Below are 23,174 nucleotides of genomic sequence, written 5' to 3'. Positions count from 1 at the left end.
CACAGCGCGGCAGGAGCGGCTCCAGCCGCCCCCACTCCGCATTCGTCAGATCCCCTCGACCAACCACGCCAACCAGCCTGGCCTCACAAGCATGATCACGTCAGGAGATCCAGGAAACAGAACCTAGCCCAGGCGCGCACTCTCGCACGCGAAGAGACCCCCGGCGCCTTCTGCGTCGGGGGTCTCTCCATGGGTGTGGTGCCGGCAGTCCACGGCAGTGGCCATCGGGAGGGGGACTTGTCACCGTACGCAAGGCGGTTCGGGGTGGTCGGCTCGCGCCGGGCGCCGACCTTCATGCCGACTACGCCCTCGTCCCAGCCCTTTGTCCTACTTCTTGAACCCGCCGTACGGGACGGTGATCAGTTCCATGCCGTGGCCCGACGGGTCCTCGAAGTACACGCCGCGGCCGCCGTCGTTGTGGTTGATCTCGCCGGGGCGCTGCCCGTGCGGGTCGGCGAAGTAGGTGATCCTCGCCCGCTTGATCTTCTCGAAGGCCTCGTCGAACTCGGCCTCGGAGACGAGGAACGCGTAGTGCTGTGCGGTGATGGACTCGGCCGGGATGGCCGCGAAGTCCAGGGTGACGCCGTTGGCGAGCTCGACGGGGATGAAGGGGCCCCAGGGGGCTCCGACCTCCAGGCCGAGGAAGTAGGCCAGGAACTCGGCGGACTCCCGGCGGTCACGGGCGTGGATGATCGTGTGGTTGAGCTGAACCGTCATGAGTGGATGCCTCCGAAAGGCACGTCCCGGCACCTCCATGCCTCACCCAGCCGGTGACCGACACGCGATGCCGCGACATGATCCTAAACACCCCTTACGGGTGGAGTCCAGTGCGTTTGGGTCGAGCGGTGGAGCTCACGCACCCGAACCTCCGTACACCGCCTTCACGTTGTCCTGCGCCGGACGCGTCCGTCCCGCAGGGCCCGCCGCGAAGACGCGGAGCAGGTTCTCCGTCACCCGTGTGGTCAGGGCGCCCGAACGTGCGTCGAGACCGTGGTTGGCCCGGCTGCGGCCGTCGCCCGTCGCGTCGAGGGCCTCCACCCAGCGCATCGTCCCGGTCGCGAAGACGGCTGCCCCGCTCGGTGTCGTGTAGTACGCCGTGTCCTGGTGGCTGGGGCGGCCCTCGCAGACCACGGGGGAGTGGGCCAGGATCTCGATCGGGCGCGGGGTCGTGAAACCCGTGTTGACCTTGTCGTACTCCACGCCGACCAGGTGAGGGAAGCTGTCGCCCGCCTTCGCTCCGGTGCCCTCGAAGAGCCAGTGGCCGGGGTACGTCACCACGTACGGGGCGTCCACCGGGTAGCCGTCGTAGATCACGCCGAGCAGCGTGCTCTCCGGGTCGGCGGCGGGCGGGGACCGGAAGTCGACGGTGGCCGGGTGGCCGCGTTTGAAGCCGGGATCCTGCTCGAAGGAGGACTTGTAGCAGACCAGCGTACGGTCCGGTCCGAGGTCGGAGGCCTCCAGGCGGATCCGGCGGTAACAGCAGTTCGCGCCGAGGATCGCGATGTTGGTGCCCGCGTCGCGGGCCGCCGTGAAGTGGGCTCGTTGCTCGGGCGACCAGTACTCGTCGTGTCCGAGGGAGAGGACCGCCGAAGCACCCTCCAGGAGTCGTTTCTCCCGGGCCACGTCAGTGGTCGTCGTGTACGCCAGGGGGGTGCCGAGGCGTTCGGCGAGCGCGAGCAGTGGGGCCTCGTACACGAGGAAGAGGCCCGCGCCGTCGTCGTACTCGTAGGGCCGGTCGAAGGTCACGGCGAGCGAACGCGAGGCGTATCCGCCGCCGGGGCCGTCGTAACTGCCGTAGCCGCCCCAGCGGTTGTACGCCTGCCAGGTCGCCACCGCGTTGACCACGACGGTACGTCCGGCCGTGGTGGCGGACCGCACGGTGACGGGTACGAACCTCTGGCCCTCGCCGCCCTGCGCATCGAGGCGCAGGAGGTAGCAGCCCTCGGGCCAGCCCTTGGTCTCGACGGTGGTGCTACGGGCCCACCGGGTGCGGACCGTACGGGTCGCGGAGTCCACCGTGTGGTCGGGCCGGCGCACCCCGGGCAAGGACTCGGAGCGCCAGACCAGGCGGGCCCGGGCGCCGCCGTACCAGCCCATGCGGTAGGCGGAGACGGTGAACCGGGGCGCGGTGGTGGAGACGTGCAGGCCGAAGGATTCGCCGGGCAGCACACTGACCCGGTCTGCGAAGCCCTCGATGGCCCGGGCCGGACCGGCCTTGGTCACCTGCCAGTCGGCGTTCCCCGGGTGGGCGTTCTCGGCCTTGACGTCGAAACCGCGCGGCCTTTCCTTCTCCGGCTTCGCCGGTGGACCGGACGGCTCCGGGCTCCCGCCGCGCCCGGCCCCGTCCGCCTCACCGGTGTCCTCGTCGGCGCAGCCGGCCAGGGCCCCCAGCCCGGCGGCGGTGGCCGCTGCCCCCGTCGCCAGGGCGAGGAACCGCCGCCGGCCCGCGCGTTCGCCGTCCCCGGATATGTGCTCCTGATCCATACAGGGCACGTTATGTCACCCTGTGGCCTCTGCTTTTACCGCCCCCGCGGGGTGTCCGCCCGACCGCCCCCGTGCCGTCCGGAGATCACGGCGCCGCACCATACGGCGGTCGGGGATCACCCCAGCTTCACCTCCACCACCTGGCTCGCCCCCTCCAGCGCCGTGAGGCTGCCGAAGCCGAGCTGGAGCCGGGTCCCCGTGGTCGCCGAGACCACGCTCGCCGGCCGGGACAGTACCTGCGCGACGGGCCGGTTCCACACGAGGGTCAGCCCCGTCAGCGTGCGCGTCGGGTCCGAGACGCAGACCACGGCCGTGCCGTTGCCGCGCTCCCGCACCGTGACCGAGCACGGCGCGCTCGCCTGCAGGGCTCCGATCGTCGCGGGCTGCCAGAAGTTCACCCCGGTGAAACCGAGCGAGCCCACCGCCACCCCTTGGGCGGTCACGTTGTTGGCGAGCACCGTGAGCCATCCGGTGGCCGCGGACCGCGCCGAGGTCTGGGCGGCCGAGGCGCCCGGCATCAGCTGGTAGACGTAGCCGCCGGCGGTCGGGTCCGTCCCGTGGTCGTACCAGAGGGTCAGGTAGCGCCGGGTCAGGGCCGTGGTGGAGGCGATCCGGTTGATATCGCTCCACCGGCCGGTGCGCGCCTCCCGCAACGCTCTGAAGGTGCCCGAACCCGACATCACATAGCCGCCGAAGCCGGCCAGGTGCGCCCAGCCGGGCGCGGGAAAGGAAGCGGTCCAGCCCAGCGTGGCCGGCTGGACCGTGCCGCCCACGGTCAGGGCATGGGCGCCGGCCGCGCCCAGATTCCGGTTGTCGATGACGGAGTCGACCGCGGCGCCGTCGGTGGCGCTGATCCCGGCGCCCAGGCAGACCACGGTGTCGTCGAGGAAGAACCACGACTTGCGGGCCGTGAGGGTGCTGCCCAGTCCCTTCAGGTGCTGGCCCACCGAGGCGAACTCCCCGTCGGTCGTGCCGCCCACCCAGGTGGCGTCCGGCCGGGAGGCACCCCAGTCGCCCCCTGCCCCGTCGGCCAGCGCCTTGCGGGAGACGGTGGTCCCGGGCAGCCGGTACGGATTGACCGTCGGCCAGAACGCGTCCGAGTACTGGCCGTTCCCATAGGTGGAACCCCACCAGCAGAGCATGCCGCTGCCCGTGTGCCAGCCGCGCAGGTTCTCGCCGTTGCCCGTCTCGTAGTGCGTGATCCGCTTCGAGGCCATCGACAGGGAGGCCGCCCACGTGGGCCTGCGGTGCGCGGCCCGGTCCATCGAGGGGAACAGCCGGTGCGCCACCGGCTCGGGCGCGGCCGGCACGCTGCTGTCCGCCAAGACCTCGGAGAGGCGGGCCAGGGCCGACAGTGTCTGGGTGACGTCCGCCATCGGAGGGCTGTAGTAGGCCCGCGCCGTCCAGCCCTTCACCAGGGATCGCCAGTGGGTCCGTTCGGCGGTGCTCGCACCCTCGGCGAGGAGCAGGATCGCGGCGAGTACGGAGTGCCCGCGGGTGTGGTCGTCCAGCTGCGCCCGGAGCGGATCGGCCAGCTGGACGCCCCGGCTGGGGGCCCGCCCCGATACGGCGTCCATGACCAGCCCGTTGAAGAGGAACGGCGCCCACGCGTGCTCGACCGCGTCGAAGACGATCTGCGCGCCGGGGGCGGTGACCTCCCACGCCGTACCCTTCAACAGGCCGAACAGCATGCCCAGTCCGCCGAGCATCACCGAACCGTACGAGCCGGTGTACGCGACGTAGGTGTGCTGGATGAAGGAGCCGTCCCGGTAGAGCCCGTCGCCGGAGGTGACGTACGGGAACACCGGCGTGAGCGCGTCCCGGGCGAGAGCGATCTTCGCGTCGTCACCGCCGGCCACTCCCCGCAACGCGAGCACTCGGCACAGGTCCACCCGGTTCGCCCCGGTACTGGTCCCCGTGTACGCGCCGACGGACGAATCGGGTACGAAGTGGTCCACGGCGGCGCAGTAGCCGTCGAGCTGGGCGGCCGACAGCCGGCCGTACATCAGCACCATGGTGTCGAGCAGCGCCTGTGGGGCGCCGATCTGCCAGCACCACCAGTTTCCGTACCGCGCCTGGCCGGCGTGGTAGACCTCGTCGTGGAGATGGTCCAGCCCGGTCAGCACGGCCGCACTGAGTCCGGCGTCGCCGGTGAGCCCCGTGCCCGGCCTGACGTAGGCCTCCGCCATGCTCCGCAGCCGGTAGTAGCTCTGGGCCAGCTGCTCCGGGTCGGTGGTGAAGACCTGGTCGGGCCAGAGCGAACCGGTCGTCGGGGCCATCGAGGAGCGCCACTGGCCGGCCTGCGCGCCCAGCGCGGCCAGCCGGGTGCGGAACGGCTCCGCGGTGGGGGAGGACACGGTCCCCAGGACGAGGCCCTGCCACACCGCGCGCATGGCGGCGTGCACCGGGGTCATCGTCCCGGCGGTCGCCGGGAAGGCGGGGGCGCCGAGCAGCACCACGCTGCCGCCCAGTGCCGTGAGGAAGGCACGTCGGTTCCACACATCTGTCATCGCAGTCTCCTTTGACTGAAACGCTCCGGTCCCCCGTGGTCCCTTCTCACGCATCCCCCTTCACCTCATGCGACGTGGTCGCGGTAGCGGTCGATCACCTCCCGCAGCACCTCTTCGCCGTCCCGGGCCCACAGCCCGGGATGGAAGATCTCCACCTCCACCGGCCCCCCGTACCCGGCGGCGTCGGTCAGCTCCCGGAAGGCCCGCAGGTCGATCGAGCCGTCGCCCAGCTGTCCCCGCCCCAGCAGCACGCCCTCGGGGAGCGGTGTCACCCAGTCGGCGACCTGGACGGACACGATCCGTCCGGCCTCGCCGGCCCGCCGCAGTTCGGCGGGCAGCCGCTCGTCCCACCACAGGTGGTAGGAGTCGACGACCACCCCCACCTGTGGCGCGGGGAACTCTTCGGCGATGTCCAAGGCCTGACCGAGGGTGGAGACCACACAGCGGTCCGCCGCGTACATGGGGTGCAGCGGCTCGATCCCCAGGCGTACCCCGTGCCCGGCGGCGTACGGGGCCAGGTCGCCCAGGATGTCGACGATCCGCCGCCGGGCCCCCGCCAGGTCCCGGTCTCCGTCCGGCAGGCCGCCCGAGACCAGAACCAGGGTGTCGGCGCCCAGCTCCGCGGCTTCCTCGACGGCGCGGCGGTTGTCCTCGAGGGCGGCCGCGCGCCCGGCCGGATCGGCGGCGGTGAAGAAGCCGCCCCGGCACAGCGAACTGACCCGCAGTCCGGCCCCGGCGACCAGCTTCGCGGTCTCCCGCACCCCGAACCCCCGCACCGGATCGCGCCACAGGCCCACCGCGCCGACCCCGGCCGCGGTGCACCCGGCCACCAGCTCGGGGACGGACCACTGGCGGATCGTCTCCTGGTTGAGGCTGAACCGGGCCGGCGCCGTCGCCGTCGCCGGGCTCACGACGCGGTCCCGTGCAGCGCGAGCAACTGTCGCATCCGGGCCTCGGCGAGCTCAGGGTCCGGGAACAGACCGAGACGGTCGGCCAGTTCGTACGCGGTGGCCAGATGGGGGAGCGAGCGGGCCGAGTGCATCCCGCCCACCATCGCGAAGTGCTCCTGGTGTCCAGCCAGCCAGGCCAGGAGTACGACGCCCGTCTTGTAGTAGCGGGTGGGCGGGGCGAACAGGTGCCGGGACAGGGCCACCGTCGGATCCAGCAGCTCCCGGAAACCGGCCGGATCGTCCTGGTCGAGGGCGAGCGCGGCCCGCGCCGCGATCGGGGCGATCGGGTCGAAGATCCCCAGAAGGGCGTCGCTGGCCAGCTCGCCGTCCCCCGCGATGAGTTCCGGGTAGTGGTAGTCGTCGCCCGTGTAGCAGCGCACTCCCGCCGGGAGCCGCCGCCGGATGTCCACCTCGCGCCCCGCGTTGAGCAGCGAGACCTTGATGCCGTCGACCTTCTCCGGATACTCCGAGATGATTTTGAGGAAGACGTCCGTGGCCTCGTCGAGGTCCTCGTGCCCCCAGTACCCCTCCAGCGCCGGGTCGAACATCGGCCCCAGCCAGTGCAGGACAACCGGCCGGGAGCTCTGCCGCAGCAGCCCTCCGTACACCGACAGATAGTCCTCGGGGCCGCGCGCCGCCGCGGCCAGGGCCCGCGAGGCCATCAGCACGGCCGGTGCCCCGCACGCCTCGACGTGCGCCAGCTGCTCCTCGTACGCGGCGGTGACGGCGGCCAGGGAATGCGCGGTGTCCGGGGCCAGCTGGTCGGTGCCCGCCCCGCAGACGATCCGGCCCCCCACCGACCGGGCCTCCGCGGTCGAACGGCGGATCAGTTCCGCCGCGCCCGGCCAGTCCAGTCCCATCCCGCGCTGCGCGGTGTCCATGGCCTCCGCGACCCCCAGGCCCTGCCTCCACAGCGTGTGCCGGAAGGCCAGAGTGCTCTCCCAGTCGATCACCGGTCCGGACTCGGCCGAGGCGAAGAGGGGGTCGGCGACCACGTGCGCGGCCGAGAAGAAGGTGCGGCTGTGGGCCGGGCCGCAGGTGAGCAGCGCCAGCGGCGCGGTGCCCGGCGAGTGGAGGCGCAGCCCGCCGTCCACCGAGGGGAGCCGGATGCTCACAGCGCCACCTCCGGCACCACGAGCCGCCGGCCCTCGGCCGAGGAGCGCAGCCCGAGGTCGGCGAGCTGCACCCCGCGGGCCCCGGCCAGGAGGTCCCACTGCCAGGGCTCGTCCCGTACGACATGGCGCAGGAACAGTTCCCACTGGGCCTTGAAGCCGTTGTCGGCGGGGCTGTTGTCCGGGACCTCCTGCCACTGGTCGCGGAACCGCTCGGTCAGGGGCAGGTCCGGATTCCACACCGGCTTCGGCGTCGCCGCGCGGTGCTGGATCCGGCAGCCGCGCAGCCCGGCGACCGCCGAGCCGTGGGTCCCGTCCACCTGGAACTCCACCAGCTCGTCGCGGTTGACCCGGACCGCCCAGGAGGAGTTGATCTGCGCGACGGCGCCCCCCTCCAACTCGAAGATCCCGTACGCCGCGTCGTCCGCAGTGGCCTCGTACGGTTTGCCCTCCTCGTCCCAGCGGCGGCCGATGTGGGTGCGTGTCAGGGCCTGGACGGTGCGGACCCGGCCGAACAGCTCGTGCAGCAGGTACTCCCAGTGCGGGAACATGTCGGCGACGATGCCGCCGCCGTCCTCGGTCCGGTAGTTCCACGACGGGCGCTGGGCGGGCTGCCATTCGCCCTCGAACACCCAGTACCCGAACTCCCCGCGCACGGAGAGGATCTCGCCGAAGAAGCCGCCGTCGATGAGCCGCTTGAGCTTCAGCAGGCCCGGCAGGAACAGCTTGTCCTGCACCACCCCGTGCTTGACGCCGGCCGCGTCGGCCAGCCGCGCGATCTCCAGCGAGGACTCGAAGGTGAGGGCGGTGGGCTTCTCGCAGTACACGTGCTTGCCGGCCGCCACGGCCTGCCGCACGGCCGCCTCGCGGGCGCTGGTGACCTGGGCGTCGAAGTAGATCTCGACCTCGGGATCAGCCAGCACCGCCGCCAGATCCGTACTCACGTGCTCCAGCCCGTGCCGCTCCGCGATGGCCCGCAGGGCCGCCTCCCGGCGCCCGACGAGCACCGGCTCCGGCCACAGCACCGTGCCGTCGCCGAGGTCGAGCCCGCCCTGCTCGCGCAGTGCGAGCAGGGAGCGGACCAGGTGCTGGCGATATCCCATCCGCCCGGTGACGCCGTTCATGGCGATCTTGATCGTCCTGCGCTGCACGGTGTCCCCCTCCTTTGTCTTGTGCGGTGATCCTTGTACGGAGCTTTCGAGGAAGCAGCATAGAAAGCGCTTTCCCTCCGTTCAGGCTAGGGCCGCGCAACACTTCGGTGCAAGACTCTTACGGGTGATGGAAAGCGCTTTCTTTTTCGGCGAGTATGGAGATCCACACCGGATGAGACGATGACTCGGGACGGATCGGAAGGAGGAGCTCATGGCGGTCACACTCGCCGAAGTGGCGGCGCAGGCGGGCGTATCGCCCGCCACGGTCTCGCGCGTGCTCAACGGCGGCTACCCGGTGGCCGGCGCCACCCGGACCCGCGTGGAGCGGGCGGTCGAGGACCTCGGCTACATCGCCAACGGCCCGGCGCGGGCCCTCGCCGCCGCGACCTCGGACCTGATCGGCGTCCTCGTGCACGACGTCGCGGACAGCTTCTTCGGGATCCTCGCCGGCTCCTTGCAGAGCGCGCTGGCCCCCGGTGGCCACGGCGACGCGCGCCGGCTCGCCGTCGTCTGCAACACCGAGGGGGCCCCGGCCGCCGAGCTCGACTACCTCGCCCTCCTGGAGGGCCAGCGGGCCGGCGGAGTCGTGCTGACCGGCGGCGCCGTGGAGGACCCGGAGCACACCCGGGCGCTGGCCGCCCGCCTCGCACGCATCGCGGCCACCGGCGCCCCGGTGGTGCTGTGCGGGCGTCCCCCGCTGCCCATGCCCGCCGGACTCCCTGTCGCCACCGTCATGTTCGACGACCGGGGCGGCGCCTTCCGGCTCACCGAGCACCTGCTGACACTCGGCCACCGCCACATCGCCTACGTCGCCGGCCCGCCCGGACTGAGCACCACCCGCGAGCGGCTCGCCGGACACCAGGACGCGCTGCGCGACCACGACCCCGCACTCCCCGGGCACTGCGCCGGCCTCACCGTGCACGCGGGGTTCGAGCGCTCCGCCGGATACGATGCCACCCGTGAACTGCTCCGCCGCGGGGCGCCCTTCACCGCCGTGGCCGCAGCCAACGACACCGTCGCCACCGGAGTGGCCGCGGCCCTGCGCGAAGCCGGCTTGCGGATACCCGAGGACGTCTCCGTCGCCGGCTTCGACGACCTGCCCGTCTGCGTGGACACCGCCCCCGCCCTCACCACCGTCCGGGTGCCGCTGCGCGAGGCGGGGGTGCTCTGCGCCCAGCTCGTCACGGGCCGCAGAGCACTGCCCCCGGGCGGTATCACCACACTGCCCACCGAGCTGATGGTGCGCGGCTCCACCGCGCCGCCACCCGCGACCGCGCCGTCCGCCGCCACCGAAGGGGGGCATCCGTGAAGTACGCCTTCTCCACTCTCGGCCTGCCCGGCACCCCGCTGGAGCGCAGCGCGGCCCTCGCCGCCACCCACGGCTACGAGGGCCTCGAACTGCGGGCCCACCCGGAGGAGCCCCTGCATCCTGCCAGCCCCGCCGGCGACCGCACGGCCGGCCTGCGCACCCTGACCTCCGCCGGAGTCGCCGTCCTCACGGTCGCCGGCTACGCCCGGGTGGCCGCCCCCGGTCCCGACGAGCCCGTCCTCGCCGAGATCCAGAGCCTGGTCCGGCTCGCCGCCGACCTCGAAGCCCCCTACGTACGGGTCTTCCCCGGCGGCGGTGAACTGCCCCCGGCCGCCGCCGACGCCCACGCGGTCCGCAGGCTCCGGGCCGCCGCGCCCTTCGCCGAGCGGCAGGGGGTGCGGATCCTGCTGGAGACCCACGACTCGCACCGCACCGCGACCGCCACGGCCCGGGTGCTCGACCAGGTCGCGCACCGGGGCGCGGGCGCGCTGTGGGACGTACTGCACACCTGGCTCGGGGGCGAGTCGCCGGAGGAGTCGAGCCGCGCCCTCGCCGGGCACTTGGGCTACGCACAGGTCAAGGACGTGGCGTCCGCGCACGAGCTGACCCCGCTCGGGCTCGGCGGGGGAGCGCTGCCGCTCGCCGAGGCGGTGGCCCTCGTACCGCCGCACGGCTGGCTCTGCTGGGAGTACGAGAAGCGCTGGTATCCGGGCGCCGGCGAACTGGCGGGACGGCTGGGGCCGGGCCGGGAGTACTTGGAGGGGCTGGTCCGCGCGGCCGACCGTCAGGCCGAGTAACCGAGCCGGTCCCGGTCGACGGGGTGGCGGAAGGCGAACCCCTGGGCGTAGCGCCCCAGTTCCTCGACGGCCGACGCCGCCAGCCGGTCCAGCTCCCCGCCCAGGGCGCCGGCCACGTGCGGGGTGAGCAGCACGTTGGGCAGGTCGTACAGCGGGGAGTCGGCGGACAGCACCTCCGGCTCGGTGTGGTCGAGCACGGCGTGCAGCCGCCCCGAGACCAGCTCCTCGGTCAGCGCCGCGGTGTCGACGAGCGAGCCGCGCGCGGTGTTCACGAGAGTGGCCCCGTCCGGCATCAGGGCCAGCCGGGGCGCGTCCAGCATCCGGCGGGTCCGCGGCAGCTCGGGAGCGTGCAGGCTCACCACGTCGCTGCGGGTGAGCAGTTCGTCCAGGGCTACGGCCTGGGCGCCGAGAGCGGCCAGCTCGGCCGGATCGGCATACGGATCGTGCACGAGCACCCGCAGGTCGAAGGGGCGCAGCAGCTCCAGTACGCGGCGCCCGATGAGGGAGGCGCCGACCAGGCCGACCGTACGGCGGTAGTTGCCGACGGCGGGATAGCGGCGCAGCGGGTCGACATGGCCGCGGGCCGCCCGGTAGGCGTGCGCGGAGTCCAGTACGCGCTTGTTGGCGAACAGGATGGCGGCGAGCGTGTACTCCGCGACCGGCAGGGCGTTCGCGGCGGCGGCGCTGGATACCAGCAGCCCGCGCTCCCAGCAGGCCTCGGTGACATGGTGTTTGACACTGCCGGCGGCGTGCACGACCGCCCGGAGCTCCGGCATCAGCTCCAGCGCGTCCGCGTCCAGCGGAGGGCAGCCCCACCCGGTGAACAGGACCTCGGCCGCGGCCAGCCGCCGCCGCACGGCGTCCTCGGAGCAGATGGAGCGGAAGTCGGTGACGAGCAGCGCGGGGTCCACATCGGCGACCCGGACCAGGTCCGTAAGGATCCGCTCACCGAGGACGGCGGCTCGGGCATCGGGGCCCATGGCGAGCACCGTCACGGGGCGGCGCGGCGGCGCGGAGGGGCAGGGGCCGGAACCGGAGGCGGGGTGGGTCACTTGACGGCTCCTGAGGTGAGGTCCGAAGCCCGGCCAGGCGTCCCCGAGGGCGAACGCGAGGGTGAACACGACGATGGTCACAAACCCCGGCCGCGGCGCCGGGAACGACACGTGGGCGGAGCCGAGCCGTTCCGCCGGGGCGGGATGGGGCCCCGAGGCCGCCGCTCCCCCAAAGAGGCGGCCCCGGAGCCCTTCGAGCCTCATCCTTCTTGCCGGGTGATCACATCGTCAAGGCGAATCCGCTATTCGATCGAAACGTTCACTCCGGTCGGAAGTGGTGGCTCGGTGGCGGGAGCCGGATCGGGGACCGGTCCGCGCCCGAGGCCCGCCATACCCCCGGGCGTCGCTACGGGCGGACCGTCAGTCGGGGAAGCAGATCCAGATGCTGCCGCGGCCCCTCCCGCCCCGTCCCGCGGTCCTCCAGCCGGTCCAGCAGCATGCCGGCCGCCCGCGCCCCCACCTCGCGCTTGGCCGGCGCCACCGCCGTCAGGGGTACGTCGGCCAGGCCGGCCACCTCGTCGTCGTAGGTGATCACCGCCAGGTCCTCCGGCACCCGCACCCCCCGCGCCTGGAGCCGCGGGATCAGCATGATGGCGTCCGTGTCGCTGTGGATGAGGGCGGCGGTCACGCCCGACTCGGTCACCGCCGCGCACAGGTACTCCAGGGCCCGCGCGAACGCCTCCGCCTCCGTGAGCGAAGCAGCCCCGGCAGCGGCATCCGCCCCGGCAGAGGCACCCGCCCCGGCCGCAGGCCACGGCGGCGCCGGCTCCAGCCCGAGCGCGGCCACGGCCGCCGCGAAGCCGGTCCGCAGCCGTCCCGACGTCGGGGTCTCCCGGCTGGCCAGCGCGATCCGCCGGTGCCCCAGCCCCGCCAGGTGCCGTACGGCACGCGCCGCGCCGTCCGCGTGGTCGGAGGCCACCCGGTCCAGGGAGGCGGCCGGATGTCCCGGCGGAGCCCACCGTTCCACCAGGACGGCCGGCACCGGCAGTTCCGCCGTCCACGCCCCTTCGCCGGGTCCGGGCGCTCCGGCTTCCCAATTCGGGGTCAGCAGCAGTCCGTCGGCCCCCGTGGACAGCAGCCGCTCCGCCTGTGTGCGGTCCTCGCCCGCCAGGTACCGGGTCAGCCCCACGGTGAGCCGTGCACCCCTCGCCTCGACCACCTCGCGGGCCCCCCGTACGACGTCGGCGTAGTAGTACTCGGTCGTCGGCACGACCATTCCGACCACCAGCCCGCCGGCGTCGGCGCCCGTGCCCCTGCCCCTGTCCCTGCCCGCGGTCCCGGCTCCGGTCCCGGCCTCCGTGCCCGCCGGGACGGTCTCCAGCCGGCTGATCACCCCGTGCATCCGCTGAATCTCGCCCCGCGCCGCCATCGCCTCGATGTCCCGCCGCAGGGTCACGGGGGAGATGCCGAGTTCCCGGGCGAGGTCCGCGACGCGCGCACTGCCCCGCGCCCGGACGAGGGCGAGCACCCGGGCCTGGCGCTGGTCGACATGTGGTCTCAAGGATCCCCCTGCTGTCTGCGTGGTCCGTCGCGCGCGTGCGGCTCGATTCCACCACAGAAAACCGAAACGATCGATTCGATCGAATCCGATCAACCGGTCATTGACGGCGTGGACCGTGCGTTCATATATTCGGCCACGTCCCGCACCTCACGGCAGCATCTCGACCTCTCCCGGGAGTCAGCGCATGCTCACGCACGACCAGGACGGCTTCCGGCGAGCAGACCGCCCCCACCGCATCGTCTCGGGGGCGCTGCACTACTTCCGGGTCCACCCCGACCTGTGGGAGGACCGCCTGACCCGGCTGCGCTCCATGGGCGCCAACACCGTGGACACCTACGTCCCCTGGAACTTCCACGAGACCGCTCCGGGCAAGGCCGACTTCACCGGCTGGCGCGACCTGGGCCGCTTCCTGCGCATCGCCCAGGACCTCGGCCTCGACGTCATCGTCCGCCCCGGCCCGTACATCTGCGCCGAATGGGACTTCGGCGGCCTGCCGGCCCGCCTCCTCGCCGTCGACGGCCTGCGGCTGCGCTGCTCCGACCCGCGCTTCGAGGCAGAGGTGGACGGCTGGTTCGACCTCGTCCTTCCCGAGGTGCTGCCGTACCTCGCCAGCCGCGGCGGTCCCGTCGTCGCCGTCCAGATCGAGAACGAGTACGGCTCGTACGGCAATGACACCCGCTACCGCGCCCACATCGAGCAGGCGCTCCTCGAACGCGGCGTCGACTGCCTGCTGTTCACCGCCGACGGCCCCACGGACGCCATGCTGCAGGGCGGCATGGTCCCGGGCCGGCTTGCCACCGCCACCTTCGGCGCCAAGCCCGCTGAACGCCTCGCCTCCCTGCGCCGCTACCAGCGGACCGGTCCGCTCACCGCCATGGAGTTCTGGATCGGCTGGTTCGACCACTGGGGCGAGGAGCACCACGTACGCCCCGTGGAGGACGCGGCGCGCTCGCTCGACGAACTCCTCGCCACCGGGGCCTCCGTCAATCTCTACATGGCCCACGGCGGCACCAACTTCGGCTTCTGGGCCGGCGCCAACCACACCGGCTCCCGTCCCGGCGACCCCGGCTACCAGCCCACCGTCACCAGCTACGACTACGACGCCCCCATCGGCGAGGCCGGCGAACTGACACCGAAGTTCCACGCGTTCCGCGAGGTCATCGGCAAGTACGTGCCGCTGCCCGACGGTCCGCTGCCCGAGCCGCAACCCCGGATGGCCCCGGCCCTCGCCGCCGCCGAGGGCGTCGCACCGCTCTTCGCGCACCTCGACCTCCTCGCCGGCCCGCCGCTCCTGCGCCCCGCGCCCGAGTCCATGGAGAATCTCGGCCAGGACCACGGCCTGATCCACTACCGCACCACCGTCACCGGCCCGCGCCCCGCCATGCCCGTCAAGATCGACGGGCTGGGTGACCGTGCGTACGTCTTCGCCGACGGCGTGCCGCTCGGCACCCTGGACCGCAACGCTCCGGACGAGGGCCTGGACCTGCCCGTCGGCGAGGCCGGAGTCGTCCTCGACCTGCTCGTCCGGGCCCAGGGGCGGGTCAACTACGGGCCGCTGCTCGACGACCGCAAGGGCATTTCGCGCGCCGTGCGCCACGGCCACCAGCACCTCTTCGAATGGGAGATACGGCCGCTGCCGCTCGCCGACCTGACCTCACTGAAGTGGTCTGCCGGCACCCTGGAATCCGACACCCCGGAATCCGACACCCCGGAATCCGGCGCCGCAGAGCCCGATGCCCCCCAGCCCGGCGAGCCCGCCTTCCACCGCTTCACCCACACCCTCACCGGCTCCCCGGCCGATGGCTTCGTCGACCTCTCCGGCTGGGGCACCGGCCTGATCTGGCTGAACGGCTTCCTCCTGGGCCACTACGACACGCCCCGCGGTCCCCAGCGCACCCTGTACGCACCCGCCCCGCTGTGGCGGGCCGGCGCCAACGAGATCGTCGTACTGGAACTGGAGCGGCCGGGCACGGAACTGCCCCTGCGCGACCAGCCCGACCTCGGCCGCCCGAAGATCGTCGACATCGACTACTGAGGCGTTGACGTGGGCGGATCCGGCGAACTGCGAGGCAGTTCACAGCCGCCCGGTCGCCCCGTGATCCGATAGCTTGGGAGCGGGACAAAACCCCGCCAACAAGGAGAAAACACGTGAACCCCGCGTGCAGGACCTGTCGGATCAGCTGGTCGCCAAGTGGACCTCCCCGAAGGGAGTGAAGCTCATGGCCGCCGGGGCGGGCATCGTCGGCGGACTGCTGAACGTCGGACCGCTCTCCCCGGCCAAGGCGGGCGACGTGCTCGGCTGGCCGGCCGAGCACGTCCTCGACCGTTTCCGTGCCATGGACTTCGGTCTGGAGACGGACGCGGGCGGCGACATCGTCGGCGCGGGGGTCTCGCTCGACGCGGAACGGCCGTACGCCATGGAGCTCAAGGGGCAGCGCGTCACCGGCTGGTGCGTCATGGACATCCTGATGTTCCCGGTCGTCTTCAAGGAGGAGTCCAGCCGGGTCACCGGCCGCTGCGCCACGACCGGCACGCCGATCTCGCTGACCGTCACCCCGGACGGAGTCCGCGACCTCACCCCCGCGTCCGCCTGCCTCACGCTGGCCCCGGCCACCGGCGCCGACATCCGCGAAGTGTTTTGCAATCGCGTGAACTTCTACGCCACCACCGAACTGGCCGAGGCGGCCGTCGCGGCCGATCCCGACCTAGCGGTCTGCTCGGTGGACGAGGGCTGGACCATCGGCAAGCGGCTCGCCGACCTCTTCTGAGGCCCGAGCCCGGGGGTGTTCCGAATGGGCGTGGGCACGCCCCGTCCCCCGCCCGGGGCGCTGGGCGATCTACACTGCCGTCCGGTCGATCAAGTGCCGGACGAGTGCGGAGGAACGAAACCCATGCGCCATCTCCCCCTGGGCAGTTCAGGTCTTCAGGTCTCGGCGATCGGGCTCGGCTGCAACAACTTCGGCGGCCGGCTCGATGCCCGGGCCACCCGCGAAGTCGTCGACGCCGCCCTCGACGCGGGCATCACCCTGCTCGACACCGCTGACATCTACGGGGGCGGCGGAGGCTCCGAAACCCACCTCGGCGAGGCCCTCAAGGGCCGCCGGCACCAGGTCGTCCTCGCCACGAAGTTCGGCTACAACGGCGTGGACATGGGCTACGGACCGGCCGCAGGCTCCCGCGGAGGCCGCGCCTACATCCGGCGTGCGGTCGAGGCGTCCCTGACCCGTCTGCAGACCGACCACATCGACCTCTACCAACTCCACAGCCCAGACCCGGCCGTTCCCGTCGCAGAGACCCTCGCCGCGCTCACCGAGCTCGTCACCGAAGGCAAGATCCGCTACATCGGTCACTCCAACCTCAGCGGCTGGCAGCTCGCCGAAGCCGCCCACGTGGCACGCGAGACCGGCGCGGCACCCTTCGTGTCGGCCCAGAACGAATGGTCGCTGCTCCAGCGGTCGGCCGAGCGTGAGCTCGTCCCGGCCGCCCGCCACTACGGAGTCGGTGTGCTGCCGTACTTCCCGCTGGCCAACGGGCTGTTGACCGGCAAGATCCGCCGGGGCGCCCCCGTCCCGGCCGGCTCCCGCCTCGAAGGCCGCGAGGCCTACCTCACCGACGAGCGGCTCGACATCGTGGAGGCCCTGGCCGCGCTCGCCGACAAGCACGGCCGCAGCGTCCTGGAACTCGCCATCGGCTGGCTCTCCGCCCAGCCAGGCTGCGCCTCCGTCATCGCGGGCGCAACCTCCGCCGAGCAGGTACGGGCCAACGCGGCCGTCGCCGACCGGCCGCTCGACGCCGAACTCCTGGCGGAGGTCGACGCCGTCGCGGGAGCAGTCGGCTGACGGGCGCGCACCCTCAGGACGCGTCGGCCGACTCCGATGCGGATGCGGATGCGGATGCGGATGCGGATGCGGATGCCGACTCCGACGGGGTCGGCGAGGCGCTGGGGGAGTTACTGGCCGACGGGCTGGCCGACGTACTGGCGGAAGCGGTCCCGGCCGGCGCCCCCGTCAGTACCTCCACCTGGCCGGTGTCCAGCGAGTAGTACGCGCCGACCACGGCCAGCGCGCCCTTCCGTACCAGGGGCGCGAGGTCCGTGTTGGCCCGCAGCTCGTCCGCCGTCACCTTGATCTGATTGCGGATCATCGTGTCGACCGGGTCGTCGCCCGGGTCCTTGACGGTCAGGTCATAGGCCGGCACCAGGGCCTTGGCGATCGCCTCCAGGTTGCCGGGCAGCGAGGTGCCCTCCCGCAAGGCCTTGTACGAAGCGTCGATGGCCCCGCAGCGCTGGTGCCCGAGGACCATGATCAGTGGGGTGGCCCCCGTCATCGGGCCGAACTCCACCGACCCCGTCACCACCGGGCCGACCGCCTGCCCGCCGGTGCGCAGCACGTAGAGGTCGCCGAGTCCGGTGTCGAAGAGCAGCTCCGGCGGCACCCGGGAGTCGATGCAGGCCAGGATCACGCCGAAGGGATCCTGCGCCTCCGCCACCAGCTGGCGGCGGTTGGGATCCCGGTCGGGGTGGTTGAGGCTGCCGCTCACCCAGCGCTTGTTGCCCTCCATCAGCCGGCTGTACGCGCCGGCGGGAGTGCTCGGCCGAGGCTCCGGCGCCGCCGTCGTCGCCTTCGGGGCGCTCTTCGCCGAGCAGCCCGAGAGCAGGGCCGCGGTGGCCGCGAGGCCCCCGGTCAGCACGAACCTGCGAGGCGGAAGTCCTGCTCTGTCCATCGTTCGTACCCCTCGGTTCCGTTCGGACGCGTCCGTACGTCCTGACCGAGGCCGATTCTTGGGGTGCGCGGGCCGAGGGGGCGGCAGGCACACGCGTGGGCCCCCGGGTTGGCCCCCTACGGCCGAACGGGACCGGGCGTCGGAGCACGGCCCCGCGGGCGGGGGCCCGTACGGCCCCGGGCTTCAGGACCGGAGACTCAGGACACGATGTCCTTGCGCGCGAACCCGCGGAACGCGAGCGCGAACAGCACCAGCGCGTACGACACCGATACCACCGTCCCCTTGATCATCCCGCCCCACTCCAGCTGCGGCTGCAAGGCGTCGGCCCACGCGAACTGCCAGTGCGCCGGCAGGAACTCCCGCCAGGAACCCAGCGCCGTCACCGCGTCCAGCACGTTGCCGACGATCGTCAGCCCGACCGCCCCGCCCACCGCGCCCAGCGGTGCGTCCGTGCGCGTCGACAGCCAGAACGCCAGCCCGGCCGTGACCAGCTGCGACACGAAGACGAACGCCACGGCGATCGCGAGCCGGCCCACCGTGTCCCCGGCCGGCAGCGAGCCGCCCGCGGGGAGTTCGAGCGGCCCCCAGCCGTACGCCGCCGTACCCGCGGCGAGCGCCACCAACGGCAGCAGCACCATCGCGGCCAGGCTGAACCCGAGCGCCACCACCAGCTTGCTCCACAGCAGCCGGGCCCTGGGCACGGGCGAGGCCAGCAGATAGCGCAGCGAGGACCAGCTCGCCTCCGAGGCCACCGTGTCCCCGCAGAACAGCGCCACCGGCACCACCAGCAGGAACCCGGCCGACACGAACAGGCAGGTGGCCGCGAAGTTCGCGCCCGAGGCCGTAGCCGTGTCGATGAGGGTGATCCGGCCGTCGCCGCCGCCGCGACTGCCCGGGCCGCCGCCCACCGCGAAGGCGATCATCAGGATGAAGGGCAGGGCGGCCAGGATCCCGCCCATCACCAGCGTCCGCCGCCGCCGCCACTGCCGCAGCGCCTCCACGCGCAGCGGCAGCGTCCGGCCGGCCCGGTAGCCGGGCGCGACCTCGCGGCCGATGCCGGCCGGCGTCACGCCGTCGTTCGCATCCAGGTCCGTCACGGCGTTCACGCCGCACCTCCGATCAGGGTGAGGAACGCGTCCTCCAGCCGACGGTGCGGCCCCACTCCCGAGACCGGCACCTCCAGCCGTACGAGTTCGGCGATCAGCTCGGCGGCGCTCGCGCCGTCGAGGCGTACGAGCAGACCGTCAGCGGCGCTCTGCACGGACTCCACTCCCTCCAACGCGGCGAGTTTCCCGACCGCCGCTTCGTCCACCGGTCCGCCCAGTGTCACCAGCAGGATGTCCCCGCCGCCGGTGATCTCGGCGACCTCGCCGGCCTGGACGAGCCGGCCGCGGTCCATGACCACCAGGTGCGTGCAGGACTGTTCGACCTCGGACAGCAGGTGGCTGGAGACGATGACCGTGCGCCCGGCGGCCGCGTACCGGATCATCACGTCGCGCATCTCGCGGATCTGCGGCGGGTCCAGACCGTTGGTCGGCTCGTCGAGGATCAGCAGGTCCGGCATGCCGAGCATGGCCTGCGCGATCGCGAGGCGCTGGCGCATGCCCTGGGAGTACGTGCGTACCGCGCGCTCCAGCGCGTCGCCGAGGCCGGCGATCTCCAGGGCCTCCTCCATGTGGGAGTCCCCGGTGGGGCGGCCCGTGGCCTGCCAGTACAGCTCCAGGTTGGCGCGACCCGTCAGGTGCGGCAGGAAACCGGCGCCCTCCACGAACGCCCCGACCCGGGAGAGCACGGGCGCGCCGGCCCGTACCTGGTGCCCGAACACCCGGATCTCCCCGGCGTCCGGAGTGATCAGGCCCATCAGCATCCGCAGGGTCGTGGTCTTGCCCGCGCCGTTGGGTCCGAGCAGGCCGAGCACCTGGCCCTTCTCCACCCGGAAGGACAGGTCCCGTACTGCGTAGCGGTCCTGGGCCTTGGCATAGCGTTTGGTCAGCCCGGTGATCTCCAGCGGTACGTCGGCCAGGGCGGGTTCGGGCTGCGTGCCCGCCCGGCCCCCGCCCGGCCCCCGGCCGGTCCTGCGGATCCCCACCAGCGCCGCGGCCAGCAGCGCCGCCCCGAGCGGCATCCACCAGGTCCAGGCGGGCAGCCCGGAAGACGCCGTGCGGACCCCGTCCGCGACGGGCACGGCCAGTGGGCCCTGCGCCGAGACGGTGTAGGCCGAGGGTGCGGCCGGGGACGCGTAGCCGAGGTCGGTGGCGGCGACGACGAGCCGCAGCCGGTGCCCGGCCTCGACCGCGTGGTCGATCGCGGGCAGCCGCAGCTCGACGGTCTTGTCCTGCTGCGCGTCCTCCATGCGTACCGGGGCCACCAGCTGACTCGGCAGTACCTGCTGGCGCCCGTCGGGGCTGACGTCGTACACCTTGCCGAACAGGACGGCCGAACCGTCCGCAGCTGTAGACCTCACCTTTAGGGTGATGGTCGGGGTCCCGGTGATCCGTGTTTCCCCGGTCAGCGGCTCCGAATCGAACCGGGCGTTCTGCCCGGGGAAGTCCAGTGAGAGCCCGCCTCCGAGGGCGGCGAGCTGCCCGCCGATGCCCGGCAGCGCGGACAGTGCGGGCGGGGCTCCGCCCGCCGGGTTGCCGAAGGTCTGCTCGCGGCCGGTCAGGGCGAACTCGCGCGGCCCCGACAGCAGCCCGGGATAAGTGGAGCCACTGGCTCCGCGCAGGGTGACCTGGCCGTCGGTGGAGTCGATGCCGCCGGAGCGCGAGACGCGGAAGGCGGGCCCGGTGTCCACGGCCGTGTCCTCCTTGAGGTACCGGTCGAACCAGGACTTCACCCGGTCCTCGACGCGGTCCGCCTCGAGCATGCCCCCGTCGTGCCCGCCGGCCGCCCAGTCCACGGAGACGGGCGCGCCGTTGGCGGCGATCGCCTCGGCCATGGCATCGGCCTGGTCCAGGGGGAAGAGGGAGTCGTCCTGGCCCTGCGTGATCAGGGTCGGCACCTTGATCGCGCCGCCGACCGCCGACGGGCTGCGCCGCTCCAGCAGGGCGCGGGCCTCGGGGTCCGGTTTGCCGGCCACCGCGACCCGTTCGTACATGGCGCACAGCTCCGGCTGGAAGCGTCCGCAGCCGGGCGCGGCCGGGGCGGCCCGCGGGGCGCTGCCGGGGCCCGGGGCGCCCGGCTGCAGTCCGCCCGCGGAACCGGTGGTGAAGAAGAGGCCCGCCCACAGCTTCTTGAAGACGCCGTTCGGGAACAGGGCGTCCGCGAGGTTCCAGTAGGTGATCGAGGGGGCGATGGCGTCCACGCGCGGGTCGTGACCGGCGGCGAGCAGCGAGATGGCCCCGCCGTAGGAGCCGCCCGCGAGGCCCACGCGCGGATCTCCCGCCGCGTCGAGCCGCACCCCGGGCCGGGCGGCGATCCAGTCGATCAGCCGGGCGACGTCCTTGACCTCGTAGTCGGGGTCGTTCAGCCCGATCTTCCCGCCGGACCGGCCGAAGCCGCGCGCCGACCAGGTCAGTACGGCGTACCCGTCGCGGGCGAGGCGCTCGGCCTGCGGACGCACGTCCTCCTTGCTGCCGCCGAAACTATGTGCGAGGAGAACGGCAGGACGTTTCCCCCCGCCATCCCCGGCGGTGAAGTACGAGATGTCGATTCCGGCGCCGGGCATGTCGAGGACCTGGTCCTCGCGGCGCACGGACGGAGCGTCGCCGGCCGCGGCGGTGGCCGTGAGGGTGCCCGCCCCCGCGACGACGGCGAGCGCGGCAGCGCCCGCGAGCAGGCGGCTTCGGCGGCGCCGGGGCAGTCGGAGCTTCATACGGGAACCCTAAGCGCCAAGCACGCGCCGTCCGCGCTCCCGCAGGCTGAACTGCCGACGTTCTCAAGGACTACACGGACCGGCGCGCGTACCGCGCCTGCGGTACACGCGGCGGGGTGCGGCGGCGGGCGCGGGTGGGCGCCCCCGGCGTCGAGCTGCGCCGGGAGCCGGCCGGCGGGAGGATGGCCGCATGCTGCTGGCCGAGGTCGCGCGCGTGTCCCGGGAGGTCTCCGAAACCTCCGCCAGGTCGGGGAAGACCGCCCTGCTCGCGGAGGTGTTCGCCGCCGCGCCCGCCGAGGAGGCCGCCCTGGTGGTGTCCTACCTCGCCGGGCGGCTTCCGCAGGGACGCCCGGGCATCGGCTGGCGCGCCCTCGCCCGACAGACGCAGCCGGCCGCCGGGCCCACCCTGACCGTGACCGCCGTCGACCAGGCCGTGACCCGGCTGGCGGCCGTCGCCGGGGCCGGTGCCCAGGCCGCGCGCCACGGGATCCTGGACGCCCTGTTCGGCGCCGCGACCGAAGCCGAGCAGCGGTTCCTGCGCAGCCTGCTCTCCGGGGAGGTGCGCCAGGGCGCGCTCGACGCCGTGGCCCTGGAGGGGGTGGCCGCCGCGGCCGGGGTGCCCGCCGCCGCACTGCGCCGGGCCGCCATGCTGGACGGCTCCCTGCCCCGGGTGGCGGCGGCCGTGCTCGCCGACGGGGCGGCGGCCCTGCGCGATGTCACCCTGCGCGTGGGGCAGCCCGTACAGCCGATGCTGGCGAACACCGCCAAGTCGGTGGCCGAGGCCCTGGCCGTGATCGGGCCGTGCGTGGTGGAGGAGAAGCTCGACGGGATCCGGGTGCAGGTCCACCGCGAGGGAGACGACGTACGGGTCTACACCCGCTCCCTGGACGAGATCACCGACCGGCTGCCGGAAGTGGCGGAGCTGGCGAGGTCGTTTCCGGGGGACCGGTTCATCCTCGACGGGGAGGTCATCGGGATGTCCGCGGCGGACGGGCGGCCGGTGCCGTTCCAGGAGGTGGCGAGCCGGGTCGGCTCCCGCATCGACGTCAAGGCCGCCCGGCGGACCCTCCCGGTCGCCCCCTACTTCTTCGACGTGCTGGCGGCGGGAGATCGCGTACTCCTGGACCTGCCGGTGCGCGAACGGTACGCGGCGCTCACCGCCCTGGTACCGGAGGAGTCCCGGGTCCGCCGGCTGGTGGTCGAGGACCCGGCGGCGCAGGCGGCCGAGGCGCAGGAGTTCTGGACGCAGACCTTGAGCCGGGGTCACGAGGGCGTGATGTTCAAGGCCCTCGACTCCACCTACGCGGCCGGCCGGCGCGGCAAACACTGGCTGAAGGTGAAACCGGTACACACCCTGGACCTGGTGGTGCTCGCCGTGGAGCGGGGCCACGGCCGGCGCACCGGACTGCTGTCCAATCTGCACCTGGGCGCCCGGACCGCCGACGGCGGCTACGCGATGCTCGGCAAGACCTTCAAGGGACTCACCGACGAGATGCTGCGCTGGCAGACCGAGCGGCTCGGCGAGCTCGCGGTCGAGGACGACGGCCACACCGTGCGGGTGCGCCCCGAACTGGTGGTGGAGATCGCCTACGACGGTCTCCAGCGCTCCCCGCGCTACCCGGCCGGGGTGGCCCTGCGCTTCGCACGCGTCCTGCGCCACCGCCCGGACAAGGGGGCGCAGGACGCGGACACGGTGGACACGGTGCTCGGCGGCCCACTGGCCGGAGGGGCCTGAACGGCTGGCTTTGCCTCAGAGGCAAAGCGGATTGCCA

At 73.0% G+C, this 23,174-nt stretch carries 17 protein-coding genes and 1 pseudogene; 6 read left to right on the top strand and 12 right to left on the bottom strand.

Annotated features, from left to right (window positions below; translation table 11 throughout):
- Positions 1-227: 227 nt before the first annotated feature.
- From OTB20_RS42900 to OTB20_RS27965, 7 genes and pseudogenes are all read right to left on the bottom strand, one after another.
- A pseudogene (locus tag OTB20_RS42900) lies at positions 228-323 on the bottom strand (FKBP-type peptidyl-prolyl cis-trans isomerase); the annotation flags it as partial.
- 4 nt (positions 324-327) lie between these two features.
- The gene (locus OTB20_RS27990; protein WP_267821622.1) at positions 328-717 is read right to left on the bottom strand and encodes a VOC family protein; all 390 of its coding nucleotides are present in this window, start codon (positions 715-717) and stop codon (positions 328-330) included.
- A 135-nt stretch (positions 718-852) separates the two neighbouring features.
- Positions 853-2,484 (bottom strand): N,N-dimethylformamidase beta subunit family domain-containing protein, encoded by a 1,632-nt coding sequence (locus tag OTB20_RS27985; protein WP_267821620.1) that lies wholly within the window; start codon positions 2,482-2,484, stop codon positions 853-855.
- Between the two features lie 116 nt (positions 2,485-2,600).
- Positions 2,601-4,994 carry a polysaccharide lyase 8 family protein gene (locus OTB20_RS27980; RefSeq protein WP_267821618.1) on the bottom strand — a complete coding sequence of 798 codons (2,394 nt, stop codon included), beginning with the start codon at positions 4,992-4,994 and terminating at the stop codon, positions 2,601-2,603.
- Between the two features lie 65 nt (positions 4,995-5,059).
- Positions 5,060-5,905, bottom strand: a complete 846-nt coding sequence (locus tag OTB20_RS27975) for a sugar phosphate isomerase/epimerase family protein (protein ID WP_267821616.1) — start codon at positions 5,903-5,905, stop codon at positions 5,060-5,062.
- Entirely contained in the window at positions 5,902-7,059 is a 1,158-nt protein-coding gene (locus OTB20_RS27970; RefSeq protein ID WP_267821614.1) for a dihydrodipicolinate synthase family protein, read from the bottom strand. Before OTB20_RS27970 ends, OTB20_RS27975 begins: the two co-directional genes overlap by 4 nt.
- Positions 7,056-8,180 (bottom strand): Gfo/Idh/MocA family protein, encoded by a 1,125-nt coding sequence (locus tag OTB20_RS27965; RefSeq protein ID WP_420716502.1) that lies wholly within the window; start codon positions 8,178-8,180, stop codon positions 7,056-7,058. The genes OTB20_RS27970 and OTB20_RS27965 overlap by 4 nt, the downstream gene beginning before the upstream one ends.
- 238 nt (positions 8,181-8,418) lie before the next feature.
- Between OTB20_RS27965 and OTB20_RS27960 the strand changes: the two genes are divergently transcribed.
- Complete coding sequence (locus OTB20_RS27960; RefSeq protein ID WP_267821611.1) at positions 8,419-9,516, top strand: LacI family DNA-binding transcriptional regulator; 1,098 nt, start codon at positions 8,419-8,421, stop codon at positions 9,514-9,516.
- Positions 9,513-10,313 carry a sugar phosphate isomerase/epimerase family protein gene (locus OTB20_RS27955; RefSeq protein WP_267821609.1) on the top strand — a complete coding sequence of 267 codons (801 nt, stop codon included), beginning with the start codon at positions 9,513-9,515 and terminating at the stop codon, positions 10,311-10,313. Before OTB20_RS27960 ends, OTB20_RS27955 begins: the two co-directional genes overlap by 4 nt.
- Here OTB20_RS27955 and OTB20_RS27950 read toward each other — a convergent pair.
- Together OTB20_RS27950 and OTB20_RS27945 are read right to left on the bottom strand one after the other, a co-directional pair.
- On the bottom strand, positions 10,301-11,293 hold the full coding sequence (locus tag OTB20_RS27950; protein WP_267821630.1) for a hydroxyacid dehydrogenase: 993 nt from the start codon (positions 11,291-11,293) through the stop codon (positions 10,301-10,303). The genes OTB20_RS27955 and OTB20_RS27950 overlap by 13 nt on opposite strands.
- A 418-nt stretch (positions 11,294-11,711) precedes the next feature.
- Positions 11,712-12,866 carry a substrate-binding domain-containing protein gene (locus OTB20_RS27945; protein WP_267821607.1) on the bottom strand — a complete coding sequence of 385 codons (1,155 nt, stop codon included), beginning with the start codon at positions 12,864-12,866 and terminating at the stop codon, positions 11,712-11,714.
- Between the two features lie 184 nt (positions 12,867-13,050).
- Between OTB20_RS27945 and OTB20_RS27940 the strand changes: the two genes are divergently transcribed.
- The 3 genes from OTB20_RS27940 (at position 13,051) to OTB20_RS27930 (ending at position 16,705) form a co-directional block, all read left to right on the top strand.
- The gene (locus tag OTB20_RS27940) at positions 13,051-14,901 is read left to right on the top strand and encodes a glycoside hydrolase family 35 protein (RefSeq protein ID WP_267821605.1); all 1,851 of its coding nucleotides are present in this window, start codon (positions 13,051-13,053) and stop codon (positions 14,899-14,901) included.
- Positions 14,902-15,025: 124 nt separating this feature from the next.
- On the top strand, positions 15,026-15,634 hold the full coding sequence (gene merB, locus OTB20_RS27935; RefSeq protein WP_267821603.1) for an organomercurial lyase: 609 nt from the start codon (positions 15,026-15,028) through the stop codon (positions 15,632-15,634).
- 123 nt (positions 15,635-15,757) lie between these two features.
- A complete protein-coding gene (locus tag OTB20_RS27930; RefSeq protein ID WP_267821601.1) occupies positions 15,758-16,705 on the top strand; it encodes an aldo/keto reductase in 948 nt (315 codons plus the stop codon).
- Between the two features lie 13 nt (positions 16,706-16,718).
- Here the strand turns inward: OTB20_RS27930 and OTB20_RS27925 are convergent, their stop codons facing one another.
- The 3 genes from OTB20_RS27925 to OTB20_RS27915 all read right to left on the bottom strand — a co-directional run bounded on the left by OTB20_RS27925 (position 16,719) and on the right by OTB20_RS27915 (position 21,402).
- Positions 16,719-17,588 (bottom strand): carbonic anhydrase, encoded by an 870-nt coding sequence (locus OTB20_RS27925; protein WP_267821600.1) that lies wholly within the window; start codon positions 17,586-17,588, stop codon positions 16,719-16,721.
- Between the two features lie 197 nt (positions 17,589-17,785).
- Positions 17,786-18,685, bottom strand: coding sequence for an ABC transporter permease (locus OTB20_RS27920; RefSeq protein ID WP_420716501.1), 900 nt, complete (start codon positions 18,683-18,685; stop codon positions 17,786-17,788).
- A 5-nt stretch (positions 18,686-18,690) separates the two neighbouring features.
- Complete coding sequence (locus OTB20_RS27915) at positions 18,691-21,402, bottom strand: alpha/beta fold hydrolase (RefSeq protein WP_267821599.1); 2,712 nt, start codon at positions 21,400-21,402, stop codon at positions 18,691-18,693.
- A 190-nt stretch (positions 21,403-21,592) separates the two neighbouring features.
- Between OTB20_RS27915 and OTB20_RS27910 the strand changes: the two genes are divergently transcribed.
- Positions 21,593-23,137 carry an ATP-dependent DNA ligase gene (locus OTB20_RS27910; RefSeq protein ID WP_267821598.1) on the top strand — a complete coding sequence of 515 codons (1,545 nt, stop codon included), beginning with the start codon at positions 21,593-21,595 and terminating at the stop codon, positions 23,135-23,137.
- Positions 23,138-23,174: the final 37 nt, after the last annotated feature.

It is taken from the genome of Streptomyces sp. H27-H1, from assembly GCF_026627445.1.
Classification (GTDB): domain Bacteria; phylum Actinomycetota; class Actinomycetes; order Streptomycetales; family Streptomycetaceae; genus Streptomyces.
This window is presented reverse-complemented; position numbering and strand designations above follow the sequence as displayed.

Coding starts and splice junctions, on each gene's coding strand:
- OTB20_RS27990 (WP_267821622.1), bottom strand. CDS start 717: ATGACGGTTCAGCTCAACCACACGATCATCCACGCCCGTGACCGCCGG.
- OTB20_RS27985 (WP_267821620.1), bottom strand. CDS start 2,484: ATGGATCAGGAGCACATATCCGGGGACGGCGAACGCGCGGGCCGGCGG.
- OTB20_RS27980 (WP_267821618.1), bottom strand. CDS start 4,994: ATGACAGATGTGTGGAACCGACGTGCCTTCCTCACGGCACTGGGCGGC.
- OTB20_RS27965 (WP_420716502.1), bottom strand. CDS start 8,180: ATGAACGGCGTCACCGGGCGGATGGGATATCGCCAGCACCTGGTCCGC.
- OTB20_RS27960 (WP_267821611.1), top strand. CDS start 8,419: ATGGCGGTCACACTCGCCGAAGTGGCGGCGCAGGCGGGCGTATCGCCC.
- OTB20_RS27950 (WP_267821630.1), bottom strand. CDS start 11,293: ATGGGCCCCGATGCCCGAGCCGCCGTCCTCGGTGAGCGGATCCTTACG.
- OTB20_RS27940 (WP_267821605.1), top strand. CDS start 13,051: ATGCTCACGCACGACCAGGACGGCTTCCGGCGAGCAGACCGCCCCCAC.
- OTB20_RS27930 (WP_267821601.1), top strand. CDS start 15,758: ATGCGCCATCTCCCCCTGGGCAGTTCAGGTCTTCAGGTCTCGGCGATC.
- OTB20_RS27925 (WP_267821600.1), bottom strand. CDS start 17,588: ATGGACAGAGCAGGACTTCCGCCTCGCAGGTTCGTGCTGACCGGGGGC.
- OTB20_RS27915 (WP_267821599.1), bottom strand. CDS start 21,402: ATGAAGCTCCGACTGCCCCGGCGCCGCCGAAGCCGCCTGCTCGCGGGC.
- OTB20_RS27910 (WP_267821598.1), top strand. CDS start 21,593: ATGCTGCTGGCCGAGGTCGCGCGCGTGTCCCGGGAGGTCTCCGAAACC.